We start from the raw sequence: 24,318 nt of genomic DNA, 5'->3' as shown, positions 1-24,318 counted from the left end.
AAACAAGAATTCACTCGACATTGGGGTATTTGAGTCCACTCGTTTACAAACAGAAAGCACTTAAGAAATCTGTCTAGTTTGGTGTTGACAGTCCATTCGAACGCTGCTGATGCAGTCGATACCGCGTAAAGGATTTCCCCAGTGCTAACCTCGAAGCTTTCCACTAAGCTTTCGAACATAAACCAACTTTTTCAAGTTCATGCCCCCCTATCGTGCTAACCTCGAAGCTTTCCACTAAGCTTTCGAACCAACAGGCGCGAGCGCTTTCGCCACTACTTCGCCGTGCTAACCTCGAAGCTTTCCACTAAGCTTTCGAACTGTAGCGCGATCATAGACCCGATAACTATAACCGCCAGTGCTAACCTCGAAGCTTTCCACTAAGCTTTCGAACTTCACTCGCATGTCTCCTTTGCATGTCTCCTCACCTTAGTGCTAACCTCGAAGCTTTCCACTAAGCTTTCGAACGCAGGTTGTATTCCCGCTGCATCGTCATTATTTGTTCCGTGCTAACCTCGAAGCTTTCCACTAAGCTTTCGAACGATGAATAAAAAACTTAGAGTTTCGCACTTTCCCCGTGCTAACCTCGAAGCTTTCCACTAAGCTTTCGAACAACATCGTGCCTTTGGACGAGCGGCGGGTGCGCTTGGTGCTAACCTCGAAGCTTTCCACTAAGCTTTCGAACTCCCAGACCCAGCTTTTTGTTGAAAAACTGATATGTGCTAACCTCGAAGCTTTCCACTAAGCTTTCGAACCACTCAGCCGGATCAAGAGAAATGACGTGCTGATGATGTGCTAACCTCGAAGCTTTCCACTAAGCTTTCGAACTCCTGTCTTACCAATCCCTACAACCGCAAGCGTTCCCGCACTCTCTTTCGAGCAGCCAATTTTCTCAGTTGTATTCTGCCTGATTTCACGGAGACTCCAGTCGTCCAAACTGGCTTTGCGCTTACTCTCCCAACGTATGCGAGCATCCCCGGAGCTTTTTGGGCTGAGAGGATGCTCGCATCGTTGTTTTCGAAAGCTTAGTGGAAAGTCGAGATTATCCGTGGGAGTAGACTTGTGGAGGGTCTACATTTGCACACGCACGGAAATCGGCCTGTTGCCTTTAGCATGCGACCGATACGTTTATTTTATATATTTTCCAAATACAGATCAACTATGATGATGTCACGCCCCCCATATGAACCCCTGGAGTTTGTTAGAAAAATAATCGTCTGAAACAGATTGGATCGTGATTTTACAAGATCATGGAAGATCGTAGAAGATCCTGCAAGATAAAAATGGCTTTACCCGAAATCTCATAGTAAAATATGGGCAAGTACCACGGCTCTCAAGGGTGGTCGGCTCATCTCCCATGTCGGAAGCGAGGGGAGGTGGGAACGTGGCAATTACTCACGAAATGCTTACACTTATGCTCCAGTTCGGCGGCTTTATCGTTGGGCTGTTGAGTCTCGTTGTAACAATCGTTGTTGCCCTGACCAAAAGAAATGACCGCCCTTGAGATTGGCGTCCAAGGCGGTCATTCTGATCGACTATTAAGCTGAGCGTCCCCTTGAGGGAACGTCTATTGTACTACCGGCAGAGTGCGGGAACACCCTGTCGGTTTTTATTTTGTCCACTTTTGGTTAAACATTAAACACTTCATGTTGAAAGTGTAACCGATCTTGCTTCCATCATAACACGTTTGACATGTCGGCGTAAATAAATAAGCGACCCCACATGTCTTTATAATCTCCTGGTTCACGTGCTATCCCAAAAGCTCTCCACTAAGCTTTCGAACTGCTCAACTGCTGTACATCCACTCACACGGCATTCGGCAGCAGGGTGCTAATCCCAAGGCTTTCCACTAAGCTTTCGAACAATGGGAACGGTGGATAATCTACGATACAGAAAAGCAGCAGTGCTAACCTCGAAGCTTTCCACTAAGCTTTCGAACTGCATTGCCGTACACCCATGCATTGCCGGACACCCGTGCTAACCCCGAAGCTTTCCACTAAGCTTTCGAACTGGTCAGGAGTGAAAGAGGCTGCAGCACCTGCCATCGTGCTAACCCCGAAGCTTTCCACTAAGCTTTCGAACCGACTAACCGCCACAATCTGAAAATAAATTGGCGCACGTGCTAACCCCGAAGCTTTCCACTAAGCTTTCGAACCACTGATGAGGTTATCAACCAATACGGCGACAATGTGCTAACCCCGAAGCTTTCCACTAAGCTTTCGAACCTCATTTTAAGGCAGAGAACAGGGAGGATACGCCGTGTGCTAACCCCGAAGCTTTCCACTAAGCTTTCGAACTAAACAAGCAAGGCGAAGAATGGCTATACAACCAGGTGCTAACCCCGAAGCTTTCCACTAAGCTTTCGAACACTGGCAGAGACGCCGACGCTGTTGCTGGTGGTGGTGCTAACCCCGAAGCTTTCCACTAAGCTTTCGAACATTACGTTTATGAGCATGACAAGATGGCCATTTCCGTGCTAACCCCGAAGCTTTCCACTAAGCTTTCGAACTCCTGTCTTACCAATCCCTACAACCGCAAGCGTTCTCACACTCTCTTTCGAGCAGCCCATTTTCTCGGTTGTATTCTGCCTGATTTCACGGAGACTCCAGTCGTTCAAACTGACTTGGCGCTTACTCTCCCAACGTATGCGAGCATCCCCGGAGCTTTTTGGGCTGAGAGGATGCTCGCATCGTTGTTTTCGAAAGCTTAGTGGAAAGTCGAGATTATCCGTGGGAGTAGACTTGTGGAGGGTCTACATGGCACACGCACGGAAATCGGTCTGTTGCCTTTAGCATGCGACCGATACATTCATTTTACATATTTTCCAAATACAGTTCAACTACTACCGCACTGGTAAACTCCTAGCATCAGCCGTTTTCTCACATCGGGGAGAAGCGCGGTCAAAAATTTGCCCCCATCTTTCCTGCATCCTTCCGCCAAGCCGCCACATCCCCTTTTTCCACTAAGAGATCTTGTACACCGTTAGCATGTCCTTACTTCGCCAAAGCAGGATTCAAAATATGCTTTACATACTCCCCCGCGCTATGCTTGATCTGTTCCTCCGATGCTTGACCCGCGCCATGGAAGCGGAACGGAGCCAGATACTTCATTCCCGTCAAGTTTGCCATCGCATGCAGTGGTGTCGTCAGCTCTTCGATTGTGAAAAAGTTATAGCCATCACGCGCATAAGCTTGCTCCGGCCCGCCCGCAGAAATTGCCAGCAAGAACTCTTTGTTGTGCAGCTTGTTTCCTTCTGCGCCATAAGCCCAGCCATAAGTCAAAACAGCATCCTGCCATTGCTTCAAAATGGCTGGCGTGCTGTACCAGTAGAACGGGAACTGAAAGACAACCCGGTCATGCTCCATCATGAGCTGTTGTTCTTTTTGCACATCGATCTCGAAAGTAGGGTAAGCCGCATACAAATCGTGAACCGTGATGCTCGCTTCCTGCTTCAGTCTTTCCACCCAGGCTTTGTTCACTTTCGATTGATCCAGATGAGGATGGGCTACAATGACTAATGTCTTCACAGAGCATGCTCCTTTTTATTATACTTTTAATAGATATATAAAATAACAAACTTTACTTTTGTAGTAAACTAACAAAATATAATCATAATCTTCTATGTGATTACTCTTATTAAAACTTCTGAATAATATAGGCTACTTAAATCTTGTCATCATCAATTTCTTTAAATTTCTATTCTCACGCTTCAATCGTTGATTCTCTCTTTGCAGTTGCCGAAGCTTTTCCATCGGGTTTTTGCTTGTTTGTAACAAGTCCCAAACCCTACTCTGCTTCGACCATCTATCGATATCTTTTTCTGTTAAACCATACTTTTTGGAGACTTCCGAACGTGACATTCCATCAAGATATTGCTTCACTACTTCCCACTTGAATTCATAAGTAAATCGTCTGTGGACACGCTTTTTCATGGCAATTCCCCCTTAGCTTTTTATAGAATTGTTCCCTCACATGAATCAACAAACAAAGTTCTCGTTAAAACCAAAATAAGGAAATTACATACTGATAATCTTAGTTTGGTTCTTTATGTATGTCAATTGTTTATTAGAAAGGATATAAAATATTTTTGATTCTAGTCATTAGATACACTATACTTATTGTTAAGAACTATAGGTTCGTAATTATCAGTGCGTGTGTCCTGGGTGACTTGTAACGTCCCTCTCCACTGGAAGCGTCTTCATTGAGCTTTGGCACTTTATTAGAAAAGGATAAAAGCCAACTCCCCCTTTTCAAAGGATGGAATCGGCTTTCCAATTATGCATCATCTTTTATCAGGTACATTCTTCAAGTCATCGCTTCCTTCTTCCCAAAAAACGTCCTGAGCGCCTTGTAAACCTCACCCTTTTCCCGAATTACACAATGCAAGAACTTCGGCTCCTTGATGTGGCGATACGCTGACATGAGTGTGGAATGCCTATTATACTGATTAACCTCGCCATATCCGAACATGTTGCATCTGTCCATAAGCTCTTTCACCAGCTTTACGCAACGCTCGTTGTCGGACGTCAGGTTGTCGCCATCGGAAAAGTGGAACGGGTAAATGTTGTACTGCGAAGACGGATAGCGGCTGTCGATGATCTCCAGCGCTTTTTTGTAGGCGGAGGAACAAATCGTTCCCCCGCTCTCTCCTTTTGAGAAAAAAGTATCCTCAGTCACTTCTTTTGCATCGGTATGGTGCGCGATGAAGACGATCTCCACTTTTTCGTACTTCGTGCGCAAAAACCGTACCATCCAGAAGAAGAAGCTGCGCGCAATGTACTTTTCGAAGACGCCCATACTGCCCGAAGTATCCATCATGGCAATGATGACGGCGTTCGAGTGCGGCTTGATGATCTCTTCCCACGTTTTGAAGCGCAGGTCGTCCTCGTTGATGCCCAGCTCCAGATCGCTGTAGCCGGCGAGGGCGTTGCGGCGGATCGCTGCGATCAGGGTCCGCTTTTTGTCGATGTTGCCCATCAACCCTTTTTTCCGGACATCGTTGAAACGCGTCTCCTCAATGACAATCTGGTCCTCGTCTTTGCGCTGCAAATTCGGCAGCTCAAGCTCGGCGAAAAGCATTTCCTGCAATTCCTCGACGCTGATTTCAGCTTCGTAGTAATCCACTCCCGGCTGATCCCCAGCCCCTTGGCCTTTTCCCGGACCTTGCGCCTGATCGCCGTCTTTGGCAACGACATCTCCAACCTTGCTGTTTCCTTTGCCTTGACCGCCATGCTTTCCCTTTTGGAAGTTGAATCGCAATCGGTATTCATCCAGGGAGCGAATAGGGATCTTGATAACTTCCCGACCGTTTGACATGATGATGTTTTCTTCGCTTACGAGATCGGGCAGGTTTTTTTTGATCGCTTCTTTCACTTTTTCCTGGTGTCGATTTTGGTCCTGGTACCCTTTGCGGTGCAGCGACCAGTCTTCCCGGGAGACAATGAACGATGGTGCATCTTCCATGCCGTCTCCTCCTAGCAACTGGCGCAGTCTGCGCCGAATATGACGTGCTGGATAAAAAGCGTGAGTGTGCTTTGGCAGGCTGTTCGGGCTTCAAGCAATTACCTGTTCAGCAAGCTTCCCACGTAACGGAGCAGCTCGTTGGCGCAAACCGGGCAATAGCTGTGCTCTTCGATGAGGCGCTTTGTCACCTCGTTGATCTTTTTCAATTGATGCTCATCCGGCGTTTTGTTCGACGTCGTGATCTTGACGACGTCTTTGAGATCAGCGAACAGCTTCTTCTCGATCGCTTCGCGCAGACGGTCGTGCGTGCTGTAGTCAAAACGCTTCCCTTTGCGCGCGTAGGCCGAGATGCGAATGAGGATTTCTTCACGGAATGCCCGCTTGGCATTTTCCGAGATGCCGATCTGCTCCTCGATCGAACGCATCAGGCGCTCATCTGGGTCCATCTCCTCGCCAGTGACGGGGTCACGAATTTTGTTCATATTGCAATACGCTTCGACGTTGTCGAGGTAATTGTCCATGAGCGTTTTCGCAGACTCCTCGTAGCTGTAGACAAACGCTTTTTGCACTTCTTTTTTCGCCAGCTCGTCGTATTCCTTGCGGGCGCTGGAGATGAAGTTCATATAGCGCTCCCGCTGCTCCTTCGTAATCGACGGATGCTGGTCAAAGCCTTCCTTCAGGGCGCGGAGAATATCCAGCGCATTGATGCACTCCGTATCGCGGCGAATCAGCGCACTGGAGATGCGATTGATGACATAGCGCGGGTCGATGCCAGCCATGCCTTCGTCCGCGTGCTCGTTTCGCAGCTCCTCCAGATCGGCACCCTTGAAGCCCTCCACCGATTCGCCATCGTACAGGCGCATTTTTTTCAGCAAATCGGCTCCTTGCTTTTTCGATTCCTTCAAACGAGTAAGAATAGAGAAAATAGCAGCTGACCGCAGCGCATGCGGCGCAATATGCACATGTCCGAGATCCGATTGCTTGATTAATTTCGAATAAATTTTTTCTTCGTCGCTGACCCGCAAGTTATACGGCATCGGCATGACGATAATCCTCGATTGCAAAGCTTCGTTTTTCTTGTTGGCAATAAACGCTTTGTACTCGGATTCATTCGTGTGGGCCACGATCAGCTCATCCGCAGATATCAAGGCAAAACGCCCAGCCTTGAAGTTTCCTTCCTGCGTCAGCGACAGCAAATGCCAGAGGAATTTCTCGTCGCATTTGAGCATTTCCTGGAACTCCATCAGACCGCGGTTGGCCTTGTTCAGCTCCCCGTCAAAGCGATAGGCGCGAGGATCGGACTCGGAGCCGTATTTGGTGATCGTGGAAAAGTCGATGCTGCCTGTCAAATCGGCAATATCCTGCGATTTGGGATCGGAGGGGCTGAATGTACCAATCCCGACGCGATTCGCTTCCGAGAAAAGAATGCGGCAAACCGGGAAGTCTTCGATGCGTCCGCCGTATTCGCTTTCCAGCCTCATGCGGTTGTACGGCGTAAGCTCGCCTTCGATTTTGATGCCCAGTTCTTCCTCTACTTCCGGGCGCAGCTCATGCGGGACCAGATGCAGCGGCTCTTCCTGCATCGGGCAGCCGTCAAGCGCGTAAATGGCGCCTGCCTCTGTTCGGGAATACTCCTCCAGCCCCCGTTTGAGCATCGTAACGAGTGTGGATTTACCGCCGCTGACAGGGCCCATCAAGAGCAAGATGCGCTTGCGTACATCCAGACGACGCGCCGCCGAATGGAAATATTCCTCGACCAGCCGCTCGATGGAGCGATCCAGGCCGAAAATTTCCCGGCTGAAAAATTGGTACGAACGTGTGCCATCCTCATTTTCTTCGACACCAGCACTTTTAATCATGTTGTAGACGCGTGAATGAGCCGTCTGGGCAATTTGCGGATTTTTGCGTACCAACTGCAAATACTCGGCGAAAGTCCCTCTCCACATCAGGTTTTCTTCTCGGGCCCGGTGCTCAGCGATCCGTTTTAAAATGTCCATGTTCGACACTCCTCCCTCATAAGCCCCTCTCTCTTCCATAACGACAATGTACTCTCATGTATATGTCTGCCTGCGGTCACGCATTCGCGCGGAACCCGTTTTCTTCAGTTGCCAACAGGCTCATCAAGCCTTTTCATATGTGTATGCGAGACATGAGCACAAGTTTCGGCAATCTTGCCACAAAAATTTTGCACGAAGGCAAATTCATTTTGACCGCATGGAATATTACGGAAATGTAAGGTACGATTGATTGCTTTGTAAGCTAAATCAATAGTTTGTAAGCTAGTCTGTTTTGTACAATAAACTCATCGATCCGAAATCATACACAAAAACTTTATTGATAGAACAACCATGGAGGCCACACACATGCACACACAAAAAGATCATGCTGTTCAAATTACAAAAGGACTGTACTTGACTGGAATCGCAACATTGATCATCCTCGCTGTCGTGATGTACCAATGGGTGTACGGGATGCAACTGGACACAGGTGAAATCCTCAGCGTTCCGATTGCTTTGGGCGCTTTCCTGAAGCTTGCGAGCGAGCGCCGGAAGCTGTCTCTTACCTGATCGTTAATCCGTTTGCAAAGTGGGCAGGCTACGCTATAATGGGAGTAGTTTGTTTACGAAAGGAGCTGTCCAACATGGGTACGTTTATCGTAGCGTTGGTCTTCGCAGCTTTTCTGCTCTTCATCTTGACAGCGGGCTACAACGAGGACAAAACCTGGAATCTGTAAGGACAAGCTAACGAGCCATTTGCTGTTTTCAGCACGTTGCTCCCAGGCGAAAAAAAGCAGGCTGCCTGTAATCGGCAACCTGCTTTTTTCATTGTATTTCGCATCCTATGCCTGCGGCTTTTTGTCCGCTTTCTTTTGTGCCTTCTCCGCTGCTTTTTCTGCCTTTTTCGCAGCGATCTCTTCCTTGATTTGTTTTGCCGTCTTATCCGCAGGATCGACGCCCCACTTCGCTGCTTTTTCGGTCAGCTTGGCGAGCTGCTCCTGTTTTTTCGCTTCTTTGGCTGCTTTTTTCGCCGCTTTTTCTGCTTGCTTCGCTGCTTTTGCTTCTTGGACAGCAGCTTTTACTTCTTTGGTAGTTTTTCCTGCCGTCTCCACACTCCACTTGGCAGCCTTTTCTGCCCACTTTTCCTGATTTTCAGCTTTTTTCGCCGCTTTCGCAGCCTCGACAGCCGTTTTCAATTCTTCCACCGTTTTTCCTTCCACCGCAATGCCCAGCTTGGTCGCCAACGCTTGCCATTTTTCCAGGCGATGCTGCGCTTTTTCTTCCTTGCTGTACGTAACGGTTGTATCTGCTGGTTTATCCTGTGCACTCACGACTGAAACTCCGCTGAATAACAATGCTGCCATAGCAATCGACGAGACGAATTTTTTCACGTTTACTTCCTCCTTTTGATGGGCAAAGCATGATCGGTACATAGACTAGCCTACCGCACGTGTTTGGGAAAAGTATGTGAAAAAGCAGGCTTGTCCCGCTTTTGCGACTGACAGCCTGCTTTTCGTATCGCTGACCGTGACATCAGCGTCTTTATGCTTGGGCAAAAACTCCGGTGCGCTCGGTTAATGCCTGGTACAACTCCTCCAAAGACCCCCGCTGATCGACCGGATACTGCGGTTCGCCGCGATCTTCCATCCAGTTGGTGACCAGGTACGTCTTCATGCCCAATGTCGACGCGACCATGTCTTCTTGCATATGGTTGCCGATCATGATGCACTCGGTCGGCTGTACCCCGAGCTTTTGACAAATCTCCGCGAAGTAGCCTGGATTTGGCTTCGTAAAATGAGACTCTTCATAAACCGTCACCAGCTCGAAATCGTTTGCACTCATTCCGATCCAGGCGAGTCGATGGAAAATCGCTTCGCGTGGAAAAACCGGGTTGGTGGCGACAGCGACGCGGTAACCTTGTGCTTTGGCTGTCTCCACAATTTTTTTGGCCCACGGCGATGGATAAGTCAGATGGGACAGTGTCGGGAACACATCGCGGTAAAAGGAATCGAACAGCGGCCAAACTTCCTCGCGCTCCCACTCGCTGTTCGCCGTAAAATACTCGATAAATACTTGCTCGTTCGTCTTGTCCGCATCCTGGTTTACAATCATCGCCTTCGTCGCGTCCCAAATCAGCTTGAGCAGCTTCTCGGTATCGTACTTGTCGCCAATGTGCCTGCCCACTTCCACCAAATAGCTTTTGACAAACGGCTCGGTCTGCATTTCCAGAAGCGTACCGTCCAGATCAAACAGGATCGTATTCGTAGTCATTTGCGTTCTCTCCCTTTTTCATAGACCTGCCCTTGGCAACGAGCGAAAAGCTGCTTTGCCATGAACTGGCTCTAGCTAAGCCCCGGAAAACCGATCTGCCGCAAGCCTTCAAACAAAACAATCGCCGCACAGTTGGACAAGTTGACGGAACGCGTAGCTCCGCTCATCGGGATGCGAATCGTTTGCTCCCGGTATTTTTGTGTCAGCTCTTCCGGCAATCCGGTCGTTTCCTTGCCCAAAATAATGTAGTCGCCATCGCGAAAAGTAACGTCCGTATACAGCTTCTCGCCCCACGTCTCCACAAAGTAAAACGTACCGGCTCCCTCTCCCTGCGCGGCGGCAAAATGCTCAAAGCTTTCGTGGTGATGAATGTTCACCGCGTGCCAGTAGTCGAGGCCGGCCCGCTTCAAGTAACGGTCCTCCGTCGAAAAACCAAGCGGATGAATCAAATGCAAATGAGCGCCCGTCGCTGCACAGGAGCGGGCAATATTTCCCGTGTTGGCAGGAATGAGCGGCTCATGCAAAACAATATGTAACGGCATATCAGCAAAACTCCTTGTATATGACCAACTGGGTAATCCAAACCTCTTCTATTATACATAAAGTGTCAGCGTCATGACCACTTGGCCGACACCTGTAACGAACAGCGAGGCTCCCGCATCTAACCTGGAACCCATCCATTACATGCAAAAGGAGTGTCGCTTGAAAATGAACAAGACCAATCGTGTGCAGCTTCGCCTCGCCACGCACGGAGCAACCCTTTGCTTTGTCGGGATCGCTTCGGCTTGGATGTGGCCGAATTTCGCCGCTTTCCCCGCCATGGAGACGTGCAGCATGATCGCTGGTTATCTCTCGTTTGTGTTCATTGGTCTTAGCTTGCTGATTGGCCCGATCAAATCGTGGCTGCCTGGACGCCTGACAACGGCTTGCTTGTCCATTCGCAGAGATGTCGGCATCTGGGCTGGTCTGACCGGACTTTTGCACGTAGCCCTCGTTCTCGTCTTATTTGATGGCGAGCCAAATTTATTCATCGTCACGGGCAATCCGGCTGACAAGGCAAGCGGATGGCTTGGCTTGTTTCTGCTGACATCTCCCGATCCTGGCATGTGGCCCCTGCCAAACTGGAGCTTTTCCGGTGTCGCCAACTATTTGGGGGCGATCGCTTTTGGCCTGTTGCTGGCCCTCATGTGTACATCGTCCAATCGCGCAGAAAAATGGTTGGGCGGCTCCTCCTGGAAAAGGCTGCATCTGTCCAATCCATGGCTGTTTCTTCTCGTGTTGTTCCACGGCCTGATCTATGTGCAATCCATCAAAGGAGAGCCGCATAGCTTCTCCGACTTGCTCGTCTTCGCCGCCATCATCTGGCTCGCCCGCAGCGTTTCTTTTGTGCAAACTGTGCGCAAACGCCGACGCTGAAACTTGTTTACACGCCCCTGATGTGAAAAAAGGCATAACGCATCTGCGGCGTATAGGCGGTCGAGTCTTCATAAGCCCAGTAGCGCATTCGGCTGTCTGTCGTGTGGGCGTTGACCAGCGGCATTTGATTGGCGTCCTTGGCAACGACAATCGTATTGTGCTGAAAGCGCCCATCCCCGTTGAAATCGTAGCAAATGATATCGCCCGGAACGAGGTCGGCAGCCGATGGCTTGGCGACGGCGCGCATCGGCGGGCCTCCTGATTTCAGCAGCAAATACAAGCTGTGAGCCACCGTCCAGCTGTAGCTCCAGTCGGCGCTTTTTCCGGTGCGAATCCACCAGCCCTTGCCTTTTTCCTTGGACATTAGCATGGGAATGCCCCCGGCATACAGGCATTGCGAAATAAAATTCGTGCAGTCGTCTGTAAAGCGAGGGTAAGCGGGATTCGTCGTATTCCAGTACCGCTCGGCGTACGCGACTGCCTTTTCCGGCTGGTAGCCTCCCGCCCCGTGCACGACGAGCAGCGGTTGTGCCATAGCGTCTTCGTAGGCAGATGCAGATTCGGATCGGCGCAGCATGATCTCTTCTGCCCGCTCGCTCTTTGGATCGCCTCTCCGCTCCCTCGTACCGACAATCTCCCACTGTCCTGTCGCTTTGTCCAGGCGAAGCTGAAGCAGCCGATTACTCGCTTCTTCATGCAGGCGACCTTGGAGCAGATACCAGCGCTTTCCCGTCCAGAAAACGGTTATGTCCACAGCACCTGCCGTCTCCAGCCAACAGGTCGGGGCTACACGGCCTTTTACCTGCAATAGCTTGGCCCCCCGCTTGTGCATTTGCTCATATGCGCGGTTCACCCAGCCGCATTCTTCCGCTTGCAAATGCTCTTTTCCCATATAAAAAGGTCGCAGCCGCTCAAGCTGACCGTCCAACCAGGCATGGTGAACCGCATCGAAGTATTCCTTAACAAACGTTCGCCATTCCATCTGCCGCTCCCCCTCTTCCCGCGCTTTTGCCCTCCGCATTCTGCTTCGTCTGGCATCTCACGAACAGAATATGTCAAGGACACCGCATTCAGAAGAAAAGAAAAGCCATCCGTACTAGCGGACAGCTGGATTGGAAGTCGAATGGGCGAAAAGCGGGCCTTCTTCATGCGACAGCAAATATTCTTTGATGGATAACCCGCCTCCGTATCCGACCAGCGCGCCACTCGCCCCGACAACCCGATGGCAAGGAACAATGACAGGGATCGGGTTACGGTTGTTCGCTCCCCCGATCGCCCGCACCGCTTTGGCGGCACCGATGGCGACGGCAATATCCTTGTAGGAGCGCGTCTCCCCGTACGGGATGTTCACAAGCTCATTCCACACCGTTTTTTGAAAAGGCGTGCCGTACAGAACGATAGGAAGCTCAAATGATGTACGCTCGCCAGCAAAATACTGCTCCAGTTGCAGCCTGGCTTGCTCGTTGCTCGCTTCGTTCTTCGTCGGAGTGATTCCGATAAACGTCTTTTTGCACCAACTGACGAGACGTGGCAATCCTTCCTCTTCATTCGCAAAGTCGATATAGCACAAGCCTTCCTCAGTCGAAGCGAGCAGTAGCGGCCCAATCGGCGATTCCATCGTGGTATAGCCCAATTCTTTTGCCATCGTACATCCTCTCCCTTTCTTTCCTGTGCCTTTCCATGCAAACAAGCATCTTTTTGGCTGCTCGGATGCAACCAGATCGGATAGAAAATCAGCGTGACAAGCAAGCTTGGCAAATTGCTTTACGGTGAAGCTCGGCAACTCGCTTTATTTCGCTTCCGGCTGTCGATCTTGCTTTTCCTGCTTTTCTTGCTTCGCCAGCAGGCTCATTCCTTTTGCAATCTCATCCTGCACCTCTGCATCTTGCTCCAGCTCCTGCGCCCGCAAGAGTGCGGCTTCCGCTTCGGCTCCCCCGATTTTCCCCAACGCCCAGGCTGCCGTACCGCGAATGACCGGACGCGGATCGTTGGCCAGCAGGCGCGACAGATGAGGAACAGCCGTGCGATCCTTGAAATGCGCCAATGCCAAAATCGCATTGCGCTGGATCGGCTTTTTGCCGCGCCATGAAGATGACGACAGGCCGAATTTTTCCTTGAACTCCTTGTTGCTCATCTCCAAAAGCGGAATCAGGAGCGGCTTGGCTGTCTCGGGATCAGGCTGAAATTCCGGATGATGGTTGCTGTTGATCCGGCGATTTTTCGGGCAGACTGTCTGGCACGTATCACAGCCGTACAAGCGGTTCCCGATCTTTCCGCGAAATTCGTCTGGAATGAAGTTTTTTACCTGAGTCAAAAATGCGATGCACCGCTGCGCATTGAGCTGTCCGCCCTGCACAAGCGCTCCGGTCGGACAGGCGTCGACACATATATTGCAGTCGCCGCAGCCTTCCTCGATCGGTTGATCCGTCGGCAACGGCAAATTCGTCAACAACTCGCCCAAATAAACCCACGAGCCAAACTCGGGCGTAATCACCGCGCAGTTTTTCCCGACAAAGCCGACGCCAGCCCGTTCTGCGACCGCGCGATCAGACAGCGCGCCCGTATCCACCATCGACTCGATTTTAGCCCCCGGCTCCAGCTCCGCTATGAACTTGGCAAGCTTGTCCAGCTTGTCGCGCAGCACGTGGTGGTAATCCGTGCCCCAAGCGGCCCGGCACAGTATTCCGCGATAAGCACCTGGCTCGGACTTGGGCGGATTCTCCAGCTTGGACGGATACGCCAGCGCGATCGAAATCAAGGATCGCGCCCCATCCAGCAGCAAGTCAGGATGGGTGCGCTTTTCCAGGTCCGGCTCTTCAAAGCCGGATTCGTAGCCTTTTTCCCTATGCTCCATCAGTCGTTCCTTGAGTGTCAAAAAAGGGTCAGCGCTGGCAAAACCAATCTTGTCGATGCCGATTTCCTTGGCATAATCAATGATGGACTGCTTCGTCTGTTGCCAGTAGCGCACGTCTTGCTCGTCAATCACAGTTGTTTGATCGCTCCCGTCGCCAACTCGTCACAGCGGTTGTTCCACTTGTTGTCGGCGTGTCCTTTTACTTTCACATACTCTACTTGATGGATATCCATCAGACGAAGCAGTTCTTTCCATAAATCCTGATTTTCGACCTGCTGGCCCTTGCTGTTTTTCCAGCCGTTTTTCAGCCAGCCCTTGTACCATCCCTGCAGGAAACAATTGACCAAATAGGCGCTATCGCTGTACAAGGTCACCTTGCAAGGCTCTTTCAGCGTGCCCAACGCCTTGATCGGCGCAAGCAGCTCCATGCGGTTATTCGTTGTATGTGGTTCGGCACCTGACATCTCCTTGATATGCTGCCCGTACATCAGCACAGCTCCCCAGCCGCCAGGACCGGGATTGCCAGAGCAGGCGCCGTCTGTATAAATCTCAACTTCACGCATCGTCATCGTCTTTGGAAACCTCCTCTGTTGTTTCTATTGTATCGAAGCTTAGTCGCTTCCACAAAAATATTTTGCTATACTACTTTAGAATTGTTCTTCGTTCCAAGCATTGACAAAAAAAGCGGATCGCGTGCGAATTTTTTTATAAAAGGAGTGATTCACGATGAAAGTGCAGCTAGATGCTTCCGTGACCGAGCGCATTCCCGCCTTTTCCCTCGGCGTTTTGCAATACAGTGGCGCTTCTGTCAGCGATTCACCCAAAATGTTGCAAAGTCGTATCAACTATTTTGTAGAAAGCTTGCGGCTCGAACATGAGCTGTCCCGCCTTGCCGATATCGAAGGAGTACGGGAATGGCGCAGCGCTTTTAAAAAAGCGGGAATAGACCCGTCGCGCTATCGCCCGTCATCCGAGGCGCTGCTTCGCCGTCTGTTGCAAGGCAATCCGTTTTTCTGGATCAACAGTGCCGTAGACGTCAATAACTTCTTCTCCGTCTTGCATGCACTTCCCTTTGGCATTTATGACATCGATCATCTTACGGGCGATGTAACTTGCCGTCTGGGACAAGAAACAGATGTGTACGAAGGATTGAACGGCCGCGAAGTACATATGGAAGGCAAGCTGCTGCTTGCGGACGAACAAGGAGCCTTCGGCAGTCCGATTGTCGATTCCAAACGCACTTGCGTGACCGAGCATAGCCGGAACTTGCTGCAAGTCATCTTCTTCCACGAGCAAGTTGCTGCCGAGAAAAAAGCCGAGATACTCGGATCAGTCGGTCGCATGTTTACCGAAATCAACGGCGGCGAGCTGACTCACACCGCGATCGTCGCTTCTTAGCAAAAAGACGGCCCGTCATGCAGCGTGGCCGTCTTTTTCTGTCTGATTGCCCTTTTGCTTGCGGAACACAACGTGCTCCAGCAGCAAGCAAACGATAACACCGAGCAGCAGACCGTTCCCGAACAGGAAGCTGACCAGAGCGGGCAGCTTTTGCCAGGCCGTTGCCGGAACGAACATCACGCCAATCCCGATCAAAAGCGAGCTTCCGCCGACTGTGATCGTTCGCTCATCCATTTTCACCGTTGCGTAATCTTTCAATCCGAATCCGAGAAGCTGCGTATACGAGATGAACATCGCCGCATAAGCGACCGGGGTCGGCAATGCCGCCAGAAAATGAGCGACAGCCGGGAGCAAACCGATCAGCATCATCCCGATCATAGCCAGCATAAAAGGCAGGCGGGCCGCCATCTTGGTCGTTTGAATCACCGCAGCAGCAAGCGACAGAGGAATCATCCCGACGACACCGCTCACCCCGGAAAGCAGATGAGACACGCCCGTAAAAATCCCGCCGCGATTGTACTGCGAATCAGTCGGCACCGTCTCCGTCGCTTTTCCCATAACGACCATACTCGTTACCAGGTTCGTCAAAAGGACAAATCCCGTCAGCATGCTGGTCAGCACAACGCCCCAATCCCAGCGCGGCGCTCCCCAGAAGAAGAATGTCGGCCAGGAAATTAGCTGGTCAGCCGGGCGTACAGGGTCCGTCCAGCCCATTGCCGCGTAAAGCACCCAGCCTCCTACCATCCCGAACAGGACGGCAAAGCTGGAAAAGCGTTTCGTCCTCATCACCCACACAACCAAAGCGACGATGCCGATAGAGACAAGCGCTACGCCAGGCTGCACTTCTTTTGAATGCTGAAAGCCGATGCCCAGCATCCCGGTTAAAATGTTGCTGCATAAAGAAATAGCAAGCAAAATCATATAAGTTCCCGATACGAGCGGAGTAAACCATCTTTGCAGTTTGCCGATCCAGCCCATCACCCCGAATGCGACAAACAATAAACCAGCCAGACACATCCCCAGTTGAAACGACTGCCCGATTTCACGCGGCGCCAGTCCTACGCTTGTTCCCAACTGAGCCAAAATGATAAAGATTCCCCACCACAATCCTGCCGGCCCTTCCAGCATCGGATAACGGTGTCCAATCCACACTTGCAACAGCGAAGCCAAACCGACGAAAAACATCGTCTGCTGCATCAGGTTGCCAATCTCATCTGCCCTCAGGCCGTAAACGTCTCCGATCATCAATGGAACGGCAACACTGCTGGAGACAGCGACAATCATCCACTGCAACGCAGACAAAATGCTCGTGCCTGCGGGCGGCCTGTCATACAATCCGTACTTCAAAACCTTTCACCTCGTTTTCTTACCGACGCTCCTGAGCTTATGCCAAAAGCCCACTGTTAAGAATATCATCATCTGCTTTCCTGGCAAACATGCAAAGGGCAGGAAACTCTCCGAGAGAATTTCCTGCCCCTGTTTTGACACTCTATTTCATCATTTGCTTGATCAGTTCGCGATTGCGGCTCTGGAAAATTTCATTGTGAGACGAAACCATTCCGCTTTCATGTGCTTCCGGCTGAATGTACAGCTTCGCCTGGTTGACCGCATTTGCTGCGTCGTGGAAAGCTCCGGCAATCAAATGCACTTTTCCGTCGTAGGAAATCACATCTCCCGCCGCAAAAATCCCCGGCTCGGAAGTAGCGCCTGTTGTCGTTCCGGCAAGGAAGTATTCATTCGCCATTTCCAGATTCACGTGACTGTTTTGCAAAAGCGATCTGTCGCGCTCATAGCCGTGATTGATAATCACTTCGTCAATCGCCAGCTCCTCTACTTCTCCGGTCAAGTGGTTAGTCAATTCCACCCGCTCGACTTTTTCCTGGTTGGAGCACGCGATCAGCTTGGTAATCGTCGTGTTGAAAAAGCATGTTGCCGAGCTGTTCAACAACTGCGTCACTTGTGCCTCATGGCCGGACAGCGCTTCTTTGCGATAGGTCAGGTACACTTTTTTAGCGATTGGCTCCAGCTCGTTCGCCCAGTCGACTGCGGAGTTGCCGCCCCCGGAAATGATCACGGTTTTGTCCTTGAAGCGGCGCAATGATTTGACGGTATAGCTCAGGTTGGATACTTCGAATTTCTCCGCACCTTCCAAGTCGATCCGTTGCGGCTCCAAAATTCCCCCGCCGATCGCCAAAATGACGGTTTTGCTATAATGCTGCTCCCCAGCCGAAGTGTGCAGGATGAACACGCCGTTCTCATCCCGGGCAATCCGCTCCACCTTTTGCCCCAACACGACGGTTGGATCGAAAGTTAAGCCTTGCTGAATCAACTGCTCGATCAGCTTTTCGCCCAGCGTAGGCGTCAGGCCGCCGACATCCCAAATCATTTTTTCCGGATAGACGTGGACTTTTCCGCCCAGTCTTGGCTGATATTCAATGACCTTTGTTTTCATTTCCCGCAAGCCGCTGTAAAAGGAAGCGAAAAGTCCTGCTGGCCCTCCGCCGATAATCGTAACGTCAAACAATTCTGCTTGATTCATAGTTCGTTTCTCTCCTTTTTGGCACTTCTTGCGCTGCCAAAAGAGGCAGTAGCGTTTTCTATTGTGCCAGCATATTTTTCACAATGGTCTTGACTCCCAACTCGATTCCCAGCGGCCCGCCTGCTGCGATCGAACTGTCTAACGCGTACATATGTCCGTTTTTGATTGCATTCAGCGAGTTCCATGCGGAGTCGCCTTCCAAATTTTTCAGATAGCCTTGCAATTTTTTCGAAGAGCCTCCGATATCAGACACGAACATATAGTCAGGGTTCATCGCCGCCAATCCTTCCAGGGAAATCTGCTCCCCTTTGGACGACATGTCGACGTATTTGCTTGGCGGCTGCAAGCCAAGGCCGGTTTCCTTGTTGAAAATAAATTGCGTCGTAAAGCCCCAAAATTGCTTTTCTCCCAGCATGATGACACCAAACGTCTTGTCGCTGAATTTCTTCAATTGCTCTTTGGAATCCGCGATCAATGTCTCGATCCGGGTAATTTCTGTTTCTGCCTTTTGCTCTTTGCCGAAGATTTTGCCGTATTCCCGCAAAGCTTTCTGCCAGTTGTTTTCATTGCTGTCTACCGTAATAACCGGAGCGATCTTCTCCAATTTATCGCCATAGCTGCCATAGCGGCCGGACACCATAATAATCAGGTCTGGCCCGACTTCGAGCAGCTTTTCCAGGTTCGGACTCGTCATGGAACCGATATCTGTGATTTTGCTCGATCTGTAGGGAGCGAGTGACTCCCAATCATCCAGAACATTCAAATCTGTAGCGGCTACAGGAGTTTCCTCCAGCAAAAACATATGCTCGAAGTTACGGAAGAATAAGAGCGCGACTTTCTCTGGTTTCTTTTCCAACACGATTTCGCGGCCAAGTGCGTCTACGTATGTTCTCGGCCATTGGCCCGTTTCTTGCTTGGCTTCATCCGCCTTTGCCGGTGGTGTTCCTGCTCCTGCTTGATTATTGCCAGGCTCTGGCGTTCCAGCGCACCCCGCTAAAATACCTGCCAAAAGGACAAGCGATACGAATAATCTTGTGAGTATTTTCATTCTGTCTCCTCCGATATAACGTGAGTTTTGCTTGACCGATCAAACTACGGTCAGTGTAGCAAAACGCATTTTAGATAGGAATGGAGCCATCCTGAAATCCATATGGATTATTCCTGAACCTTCCGCGAAATTCGGCTGGAGAGAGGCCCACCTGCTTTTTGAAGATCCGGCTGAAGTACAAGGCATCGGCATAGCCCACGCTTTTCGCCACCTCGCCGATCGGTGCGTCATTCGCAAGCAGGCTCTCCTTCGCCCGATTGAGACGGTAGGCCATCAAATATTTGCCGGGTCCCAACCCCGTGTATTTTTTGAACACATAAAACAAACGGTTTTCATTAATATCATTCAGTTCAGCCAAAGCACGTACGCTCAGCCCATCCATATAGTGTTCGTGTATGTACTTCGATACTTGCTCAAACAGCGCTTGTTCTCCGTCATTGCTTTGGTTGCGGACACAGACAAACAGTTCCTCCAGAACGCAGCGGAAGAGCGTTTCTGTCTGAAAAGCCTGGATTCCGCCCGGTTCTCTCGATGAGCGCCACAATAGCTCCAGCAATTCCAGGAGGCGGGGGCTTTGCCCCGGGTGTAGCTGAAAATGCATGTTCGGCAGGCAAAAGCCAGACGGCTCCGGTGCAACGATCCGGTATAAAACGAGTAAATATTCCCATTTCGTATCGCCGAGGACGCTTCGATTCAGCGGCATTCGCGCGCCACCGTGAAGCACGTTCCCCGGAGTCAGCGTGTACACTTTGCCGCTGAAATCAAAATTGGCTTTGCCCCGCAGCGGAAAAACAAATCCCGGAAAAGGCTCCGTATAATCATCACAGCTCTTCCCTGGCCCGCGCACATAACGACATACTTGCTCCACTCGAAATGAGGTACGCGCAAAATGCTCGGCAAGCTTGTTGATGTCCATCTTTCCTTTCACACACCTTTTGCAATCAAGTGCTACTGCTCAATGTGCGCGTCTACTCCGCTTTTTTGGGACAAGCAATCGCATTCATCCTGCTAAAGACACACTAATTAATCATACTTTTATTGAAATTGATAATCAATCTTATTATCGGTTTCAACTTCATTCTTTTCCATTCCGTAAAAAGTGTCCGCTTCATCGCTTCGATCTTGCCCATTGACAGACAATCGCATCGAGCACGGTTTCAGACGATACGGCTGCTCTTTTACTGTTGGCTCGCGACTTCCAAGTCTTTCAATACCCCAAACTGCGCCTGATACAAGCGGCTGTATACACCGCCTGCGTCGACCAGCTCCCGATGATGTCCCTGCTCGACGATGCCTTGCTCCGTCACCACGACAATCCGATCGGCATCTTTAATAGTTGCCAGCCTGTGGGCGATTACCAGTGTCGTGCGGCCTTTGGACAGCTCGGACAGCGATTGCTGAATCGCCAGCTCTGTCTCCGTATCCAGTGCGGAAGTAGCCTCGTCCAGAATCAGAATCGGCGGGTTTTTCAAGAACATGCGGGCAATCGCCAGCCGCTGCTTTTGCCCCCCAGACAGCTTCACGCCCCGCTCGCCAATGACAGTGTCCATTCCTTGCTCCTGGGCGCGAATAAATTCGTCCAGTCGCGCTCGGCGCGCTGCTTCCCACACTTCCTCTTCGCTTGCATCAAGCTTGCCGTACAAAATGTTTTCGCGAATCGTACCTGTAAACAGGAACACATCCTGCTGCACAATCCCGATTTGTCTGCGCAACGATTCTTGTGTCACCTGACGAATATCGATGCCATCGACAGAAATGGAGCCTTCCTCGACTTCGTAAAAACGCGGCACTAAGCTGCAAAGAGTCGTTTTCCCCGCGCCAGACGGGCCGACGAATGCGACGGTTTCCCCTTTGTGAATCACCAGATTTACACCGTTGAGCACTCTTTTTTCGCCATCGTAGCCAAAAGAAACGCGATCAAAGCGGATTTCATGCTGGAATGGCTGCATTTCCACTGCATCTGCGGCGTCCGCTACATCCGGTTCTGTATCCAATAGCTCCGTATAGCGCTTGAACCCGGCAAAGCCTTGCGGATAATTTTCCACGATCGCATTGATTTTCTCGATCGGGCGGAAAAACACGTTGGTCAGCAGCAAAAATCCGACAAACTCTCCATAGGAAAGCTCTTGCTGAATGACAAACCACGTTCCGCAAACCATGACGAACAAAGTGACAAAACGCATCATCATATAGCTGATCGATCCGTTTTTGGCAATCAGTTTGTACGAGCTTAGCTTGGTCAGGCGGAAACGTCCGTTGTTGACGGCAAACTGCTTTTCTTCATGCGCCTCGTTGGAAAATGCCTTGACGACCCGAATGCCGCCTACACTGTCCTCGATACGGGCGTTAAAGTCTCCAACGTCACGGAAAAGCTGATGAATTGCCTGCGTCATCTTTTTGTTGAAATGAACGACGACCCAAATAATAACTGGCACGACGACAAAGGTCAGCACAGCAAGCTTCCAGTTGATAGACAGCATCAACGCAAATGAACCGACAAGAGTCATGATCGCGATAAACAAATCTTCCGGTCCGTGGTGCGCCATCTCGCCAATCATATTCATATCGTTGGTCAAGCGTCCGATCAGGTGCCCTGTCTTCGAATTGTCAAAGAAACGGAACGAGAGCTTCTGGATGTGTGCAAACAACTTTCGCCGCATATCCGTCTCAATGTTAATCCCCAGCATATGCCCCCAATAGTTGACGATGTACATCAACAGGGTATTCACTACGTACAGGGCAAGCAATCCGAGCGATGCCCACACAATCAGTCCCCATTTGCCGCCTGGCAACAGGTCATCAATAAAGGCATTCACGGCTACCGGGAACGCCAGCTCCAGAAGCCCGGCGATAATGGCGCAGCCAAAATCAAGCATGAACAACCATTTGTATGGTCGATAATAGGAGAAAAATCGTCGAATCAAAAGCTGTACCCCCTCCTTGGTATTTCCATGCTATTTGATTATCACTTGTGCAAGCCAATGCGAGTGGCAGATGGGATAAGTCACTGTAAGCTAATAATGATAATCAATCGCACACATAGTATAGCAACGAGTCCACTGAAAGAAAATGGCACATTCATGAATACGCATGGAATATTCATGAATCGCGCTGAAACTCGCTCGGAGATAGCCCCGTATATTTTTTGAAGCGCTTGCTGAAATACAGTGGATCAGCAAAACCCGTCCTTTGTGCAACTTCCTTGATGCTCATCTGATTTTGAAATATATTCAGTAAATTTTTCGCCTGGTTGAGTCTGTACCTGTTCAAATACTCGCCTGGACTGATTTTCAAATGCTTTTGAAACAAATAAGCCAGTCTGTTGACATTGATCTGGTGCAACTCAGCAAGCCGATTGATACTCAGATTCTCCATGTAATGATCATGAATGTAATCAAGCAACCGTTCCAAAAGCAGGCGTCCTTCGTCTTTTTCACTATGCTGGACAAGCGCAAACAACTCGTTGAGGATTCCGTACCACAGCTCTTTGACACGCAGCTTGTACAAGTCTCCCGGGCTGCTCCAAAATCGTTCCAAATGTCTGAGCTTTTCCTGCAATGGCACACTCTGCTCAACGAGGCGCAGCATGTAATGCTTCTCAGCAAAGTTGTACTGGTCTGCTGTTTTCTGATGATCAACCTGATAAAGCACGAGAATATATGACCACTTCTTGTCTCCGATCACCTTGCGATCCAATCGCATATTCGGGCCGGCATGCACGACCATTCCTGGCTCCATGTCATATTCCATACCGTCAAACCACATCTTTGCGTTCCCGGATAGCGGAAAAATAAAACCGGAGTACAAGCCTGTCCGCCCGCCAAAATACTTCATACCCGGCTGGCGCTCTTCCAGTGACACACTCATGATCGTCATCGACTCTTTTGCATAGTAATCGATTAACCGTCCAACTTCTCTTTTATCCATTTCCAACCCACCTGCTATAAATGAGGCTGAGGAGGCCCGCCTTTATTCAGTAGCCGATCCTGCCTAGCACATTTTTAAATTTACCCCTTGTGAAAATTTCAGTTCTCGTATATTATAATAGATAATGATAATCATTTTCAATTATTGAGGATATGCAAAGTGTAATCAGCTAACAGAGCTGATGTCTTTTTCTGAATCAAGCTTATCCATAACAAAAAACCCTAAGGAAGTGCTTCCTTAGAGCTTGATTACATAGATGGTGCCGGTGAAGGGACTTGAACCCCCACGGTTTCCCTCACGATTTTGAGTCGCGCGCGTCTGCCATTCCGCCACACCGGCAATTAAGTTGGAGGAGGCACCCGGATTTGAACCGGGGATAAGGGTTTTGCAGACCCGTGCCTTACCCCTTGGCTATGCCTCCACGTATAGAGTTGATGAAAAATGGAGCGGACGACGGGTCTCGAACCCGCGACCTTCGCCTTGGCAAGGCGACGCTCTACCAATTGAGCTACGTCCGCATATAAATGGCTGGGGTACTAGGATTTGAACCTAGGAATGACGGAGTCAAAGTCCGTTGCCTTACCGCTTGGCTATACCCCAATAAGTAATCCCCAACTTTGAAAATCATATGGGGCGATCGATGGGACTTGAACCCACGAGTGCCGGAGCCACAATCCGGTGCGTTAACCCCTTCGCCACGACCGCCATATTCACTACCGCTTTTTAAAAATGGCAGGGGCAGTAGGAATCGAACCCACACCAAAGGTTTTGGAGACCTTCGTTCTACCGTTAAACTATGCCCCTACACATGGTGGCTCGGGACGGAATCGAACCGCCGACACGAGGATTTTCAGTCCTCTGCTCTACCGACTGAGCTACCGAGCCATAATTATTGCATACGCCATTCTTTTTGTCAAGAAATGGCGGAGCTGACGGGACTCGAACCCGCGACCTCCGGTGTGACAGACCGGCGTGAACTCCAACTTCACCACAGCTCCATATTTGGTTGCAGCCAATTCCCGTTAAGGAAAATTTGGTTGCGGGAGCAGGATTTGAACCTGCGACCTTCGGGTTATGAGCCCGACGAGCTACCGAGCTGCTCCATCCCGCGACGATTTTATAGAAGCAATTGTCAGCGTTGCCGCATCGTGCAGCGCTTTTTTGCTGACTATTCTTCTAAATATTAAATGGTGGAGGCTGACGGGATCGAACCGCCGACCCTCTGCTTGTAAGGCAGATGCTCTCCCAGCTGAGCTAAGCCTCCATACTCCCCGACTTTTGTCAGGGACCCAACAAATAGTTAGGATTCATAGGTGACCCGTAGGGGATTCGAACCCCTGTATGACAGCGTGAAAGGCTGCTGTGTTAAACCGCTTCACCAACGGGCCAAGATGGCGGATGGAGTGGG

At 50.4% G+C, this 24,318-nt stretch carries 21 protein-coding genes, 11 tRNA genes and 2 CRISPR repeat arrays; of the genes, 4 read left to right on the top strand and 28 right to left on the bottom strand.

Annotated elements, in window-relative coordinates; all coding sequences use genetic code 11:
* Positions 1-141 precede the first annotated feature (141 nt).
* A CRISPR array of direct repeats spans positions 142-825; the repeat unit is 36 nt; unit sequence GTGCTAACCTCGAAGCTTTCCACTAAGCTTTCGAAC.
* 556 nt (positions 826-1,381) lie between these two features.
* Positions 1,382-1,501 (top strand): putative holin-like toxin, encoded by a 120-nt coding sequence (locus M2298_RS27935; RefSeq protein ID WP_229049831.1) that lies wholly within the window; start codon positions 1,382-1,384, stop codon positions 1,499-1,501.
* Positions 1,502-1,743: 242 nt separating this feature from the next.
* Positions 1,744-2,506: a CRISPR direct-repeat array (repeat unit 36 nt; unit sequence GTGCTAACCTCGAAGCTTTCCACTAAGCTTTCGAAC).
* A 484-nt stretch (positions 2,507-2,990) separates the two neighbouring features.
* Here M2298_RS27935 and M2298_RS27930 read toward each other — a convergent pair.
* The 4 genes from M2298_RS27930 to M2298_RS27915 form a co-directional block, all read right to left on the bottom strand.
* The gene (locus tag M2298_RS27930) at positions 2,991-3,524 is read right to left on the bottom strand and encodes an NAD(P)H-dependent oxidoreductase (protein ID WP_173600072.1); all 534 of its coding nucleotides are present in this window, start codon (positions 3,522-3,524) and stop codon (positions 2,991-2,993) included.
* A gap of 132 nt (positions 3,525-3,656) precedes the next feature.
* Positions 3,657-3,929, bottom strand: a complete 273-nt coding sequence (locus tag M2298_RS27925; RefSeq protein WP_280649354.1) for a transposase — start codon at positions 3,927-3,929, stop codon at positions 3,657-3,659.
* A gap of 373 nt (positions 3,930-4,302) precedes the next feature.
* Entirely contained in the window at positions 4,303-5,460 is a 1,158-nt protein-coding gene (gene yhbH, locus M2298_RS27920; protein ID WP_122962677.1) for a sporulation protein YhbH, read from the bottom strand.
* A gap of 98 nt (positions 5,461-5,558) precedes the next feature.
* Positions 5,559-7,457, bottom strand: coding sequence for a PrkA family serine protein kinase (locus M2298_RS27915; RefSeq protein WP_063229640.1), 1,899 nt, complete (start codon positions 7,455-7,457; stop codon positions 5,559-5,561).
* Positions 7,458-7,823: 366 nt separating this feature from the next.
* On the opposite strand from M2298_RS27915, the gene M2298_RS27910 reads away from it, so the two are divergent.
* The gene (locus tag M2298_RS27910) at positions 7,824-8,027 is read left to right on the top strand and encodes a hypothetical protein (protein ID WP_122962676.1); all 204 of its coding nucleotides are present in this window, start codon (positions 7,824-7,826) and stop codon (positions 8,025-8,027) included.
* A 272-nt stretch (positions 8,028-8,299) separates the two neighbouring features.
* Here M2298_RS27910 and M2298_RS27905 read toward each other — a convergent pair whose 3' ends face one another.
* The 3 genes from M2298_RS27905 to trmL all read right to left on the bottom strand — a co-directional run bounded on the left by M2298_RS27905 (position 8,300) and on the right by trmL (position 10,270).
* Positions 8,300-8,848 carry a hypothetical protein gene (locus M2298_RS27905; protein ID WP_173600073.1) on the bottom strand — a complete coding sequence of 183 codons (549 nt, stop codon included), beginning with the start codon at positions 8,846-8,848 and terminating at the stop codon, positions 8,300-8,302.
* 151 nt (positions 8,849-8,999) lie between these two features.
* Positions 9,000-9,728 (bottom strand): HAD family hydrolase, encoded by a 729-nt coding sequence (locus M2298_RS27900; protein ID WP_173600074.1) that lies wholly within the window; start codon positions 9,726-9,728, stop codon positions 9,000-9,002.
* A 71-nt stretch (positions 9,729-9,799) separates the two neighbouring features.
* Complete coding sequence (gene trmL / locus M2298_RS27895; RefSeq protein WP_122962673.1) at positions 9,800-10,270, bottom strand: tRNA (uridine(34)/cytosine(34)/5-carboxymethylaminomethyluridine(34)-2'-O)-methyltransferase TrmL; 471 nt, start codon at positions 10,268-10,270, stop codon at positions 9,800-9,802.
* Positions 10,271-10,436: 166 nt separating this feature from the next.
* Here trmL and M2298_RS27890 point away from each other — a divergent pair, with 166 nt between their 5' ends.
* Complete coding sequence (locus M2298_RS27890; protein WP_280649353.1) at positions 10,437-11,144, top strand: ferric reductase-like transmembrane domain-containing protein; 708 nt, start codon at positions 10,437-10,439, stop codon at positions 11,142-11,144.
* Between the two features lie 7 nt (positions 11,145-11,151).
* Here M2298_RS27890 and M2298_RS27885 read toward each other — a convergent pair whose 3' ends face one another.
* The 4 genes from M2298_RS27885 to rnhA all read right to left on the bottom strand — a co-directional run bounded on the left by M2298_RS27885 (position 11,152) and on the right by rnhA (position 14,567).
* Positions 11,152-12,126: an amidase domain-containing protein gene (locus M2298_RS27885; protein ID WP_173600076.1), complete on the bottom strand. Its 975-nt coding sequence runs from the start codon at positions 12,124-12,126 to the stop codon at positions 11,152-11,154.
* A 114-nt stretch (positions 12,127-12,240) separates the two neighbouring features.
* Entirely contained in the window at positions 12,241-12,789 is a 549-nt protein-coding gene (locus M2298_RS27880; protein WP_280649352.1) for a methylated-DNA--[protein]-cysteine S-methyltransferase, read from the bottom strand.
* A gap of 144 nt (positions 12,790-12,933) precedes the next feature.
* Entirely contained in the window at positions 12,934-14,130 is a 1,197-nt protein-coding gene (gene queG, locus M2298_RS27875; RefSeq protein ID WP_217021834.1) for a tRNA epoxyqueuosine(34) reductase QueG, read from the bottom strand.
* On the bottom strand, positions 14,127-14,567 hold the full coding sequence (gene rnhA, locus M2298_RS27870; RefSeq protein WP_173600078.1) for a ribonuclease HI: 441 nt from the start codon (positions 14,565-14,567) through the stop codon (positions 14,127-14,129). Before rnhA ends, queG begins: the two co-directional genes overlap by 4 nt.
* 157 nt (positions 14,568-14,724) lie before the next feature.
* Here rnhA and M2298_RS27865 point away from each other — a divergent pair, with 157 nt between their 5' ends.
* A complete protein-coding gene (locus M2298_RS27865) occupies positions 14,725-15,396 on the top strand; it encodes a B3/B4 domain-containing protein (RefSeq protein ID WP_280649351.1) in 672 nt (223 codons plus the stop codon).
* Positions 15,397-15,411: 15 nt separating this feature from the next.
* Here M2298_RS27865 and M2298_RS27860 read toward each other — a convergent pair whose 3' ends face one another.
* The 17 genes from M2298_RS27860 to M2298_RS27780 all read right to left on the bottom strand — a co-directional run bounded on the left by M2298_RS27860 (position 15,412) and on the right by M2298_RS27780 (position 24,298).
* The gene (locus M2298_RS27860; protein ID WP_173598234.1) at positions 15,412-16,743 is read right to left on the bottom strand and encodes a purine/pyrimidine permease; all 1,332 of its coding nucleotides are present in this window, start codon (positions 16,741-16,743) and stop codon (positions 15,412-15,414) included.
* A 142-nt stretch (positions 16,744-16,885) separates the two neighbouring features.
* Positions 16,886-17,935 carry an NAD(P)/FAD-dependent oxidoreductase gene (locus M2298_RS27855; protein ID WP_122962666.1) on the bottom strand — a complete coding sequence of 350 codons (1,050 nt, stop codon included), beginning with the start codon at positions 17,933-17,935 and terminating at the stop codon, positions 16,886-16,888.
* Positions 17,936-17,993: 58 nt separating this feature from the next.
* Positions 17,994-18,983 carry an ABC transporter substrate-binding protein gene (locus M2298_RS27850; RefSeq protein WP_173598233.1) on the bottom strand — a complete coding sequence of 330 codons (990 nt, stop codon included), beginning with the start codon at positions 18,981-18,983 and terminating at the stop codon, positions 17,994-17,996.
* A gap of 70 nt (positions 18,984-19,053) precedes the next feature.
* The gene (locus M2298_RS27845) at positions 19,054-19,899 is read right to left on the bottom strand and encodes a helix-turn-helix domain-containing protein (protein WP_173598232.1); all 846 of its coding nucleotides are present in this window, start codon (positions 19,897-19,899) and stop codon (positions 19,054-19,056) included.
* Positions 19,900-20,161: 262 nt separating this feature from the next.
* On the bottom strand, positions 20,162-21,907 hold the full coding sequence (locus M2298_RS27840; protein ID WP_173598231.1) for an ABC transporter ATP-binding protein: 1,746 nt from the start codon (positions 21,905-21,907) through the stop codon (positions 20,162-20,164).
* Between the two features lie 175 nt (positions 21,908-22,082).
* Complete coding sequence (locus M2298_RS27835; protein WP_122962662.1) at positions 22,083-22,910, bottom strand: helix-turn-helix transcriptional regulator; 828 nt, start codon at positions 22,908-22,910, stop codon at positions 22,083-22,085.
* Positions 22,911-23,167: 257 nt separating this feature from the next.
* Positions 23,168-23,249, bottom strand: a tRNA-Leu gene (locus tag M2298_RS27830).
* An 8-nt stretch (positions 23,250-23,257) separates the two neighbouring features.
* A tRNA-Cys gene (locus M2298_RS27825) sits at positions 23,258-23,331 on the bottom strand.
* A 21-nt stretch (positions 23,332-23,352) separates the two neighbouring features.
* Positions 23,353-23,428: transfer RNA gene (locus M2298_RS27820), tRNA-Gly, on the bottom strand.
* A 7-nt stretch (positions 23,429-23,435) separates the two neighbouring features.
* A tRNA-Gln gene (locus M2298_RS27815) sits at positions 23,436-23,510 on the bottom strand.
* Positions 23,511-23,539: 29 nt separating this feature from the next.
* Positions 23,540-23,615 (bottom strand) — tRNA-His (locus M2298_RS27810).
* Between the two features lie 25 nt (positions 23,616-23,640).
* Positions 23,641-23,714, bottom strand: a tRNA-Trp gene (locus M2298_RS27805).
* Between the two features lie 5 nt (positions 23,715-23,719).
* A tRNA-Phe gene (locus M2298_RS27800) sits at positions 23,720-23,795 on the bottom strand.
* A 36-nt stretch (positions 23,796-23,831) separates the two neighbouring features.
* Positions 23,832-23,908, bottom strand: a tRNA-Asp gene (locus M2298_RS27795).
* 36 nt (positions 23,909-23,944) lie between these two features.
* Positions 23,945-24,021, bottom strand: a tRNA-Met gene (locus M2298_RS27790).
* Positions 24,022-24,098: 77 nt separating this feature from the next.
* Positions 24,099-24,174 (bottom strand) — tRNA-Val (locus M2298_RS27785).
* Positions 24,175-24,224: 50 nt separating this feature from the next.
* Positions 24,225-24,298: transfer RNA gene (locus M2298_RS27780), tRNA-Glu, on the bottom strand.
* Positions 24,299-24,318 lie beyond the last annotated feature (20 nt).

The sequence above is a fragment of the Brevibacillus sp. 1238 genome, assembly GCF_029892995.1.
Lineage (GTDB): Bacteria > Bacillota > Bacilli > Brevibacillales > Brevibacillaceae > Brevibacillus > Brevibacillus parabrevis.
Note: the sequence above shows the minus strand (reverse complement) of the source record. Positions and strands in the feature narration are given on the sequence as shown.

What these genes read in the sequence shown, in the direction of transcription:
- M2298_RS27925 (WP_280649354.1), bottom strand. Translation starts at nt 3,929, where the DNA reads ATGAAAAAGCGTGTCCACAGACGATTTACTTATGAATTCAAGTGGGAA.
- yhbH (WP_122962677.1), bottom strand. Translation starts at nt 5,460, where the DNA reads ATGGAAGATGCACCATCGTTCATTGTCTCCCGGGAAGACTGGTCGCTG.
- M2298_RS27915 (WP_063229640.1), bottom strand. Translation starts at nt 7,457, where the DNA reads ATGGACATTTTAAAACGGATCGCTGAGCACCGGGCCCGAGAAGAAAAC.
- M2298_RS27910 (WP_122962676.1), top strand. Translation starts at nt 7,824, where the DNA reads ATGCACACACAAAAAGATCATGCTGTTCAAATTACAAAAGGACTGTAC.
- M2298_RS27900 (WP_173600074.1), bottom strand. Translation starts at nt 9,728, where the DNA reads ATGACTACGAATACGATCCTGTTTGATCTGGACGGTACGCTTCTGGAA.
- trmL (WP_122962673.1), bottom strand. Translation starts at nt 10,270, where the DNA reads ATGCCGTTACATATTGTTTTGCATGAGCCGCTCATTCCTGCCAACACG.
- M2298_RS27890 (WP_280649353.1), top strand. Translation starts at nt 10,437, where the DNA reads ATGAACAAGACCAATCGTGTGCAGCTTCGCCTCGCCACGCACGGAGCA.
- M2298_RS27885 (WP_173600076.1), bottom strand. Translation starts at nt 12,126, where the DNA reads ATGGAATGGCGAACGTTTGTTAAGGAATACTTCGATGCGGTTCACCAT.
- M2298_RS27880 (WP_280649352.1), bottom strand. Translation starts at nt 12,789, where the DNA reads ATGGCAAAAGAATTGGGCTATACCACGATGGAATCGCCGATTGGGCCG.
- rnhA (WP_173600078.1), bottom strand. Translation starts at nt 14,567, where the DNA reads ATGACGATGCGTGAAGTTGAGATTTATACAGACGGCGCCTGCTCTGGC.
- M2298_RS27865 (WP_280649351.1), top strand. Translation starts at nt 14,725, where the DNA reads ATGAAAGTGCAGCTAGATGCTTCCGTGACCGAGCGCATTCCCGCCTTT.
- M2298_RS27855 (WP_122962666.1), bottom strand. Translation starts at nt 17,935, where the DNA reads ATGAATCAAGCAGAATTGTTTGACGTTACGATTATCGGCGGAGGGCCA.
- M2298_RS27850 (WP_173598233.1), bottom strand. Translation starts at nt 18,983, where the DNA reads ATGAAAATACTCACAAGATTATTCGTATCGCTTGTCCTTTTGGCAGGT.
- M2298_RS27845 (WP_173598232.1), bottom strand. Translation starts at nt 19,899, where the DNA reads ATGGACATCAACAAGCTTGCCGAGCATTTTGCGCGTACCTCATTTCGA.
- M2298_RS27835 (WP_122962662.1), bottom strand. Translation starts at nt 22,910, where the DNA reads ATGGATAAAAGAGAAGTTGGACGGTTAATCGATTACTATGCAAAAGAG.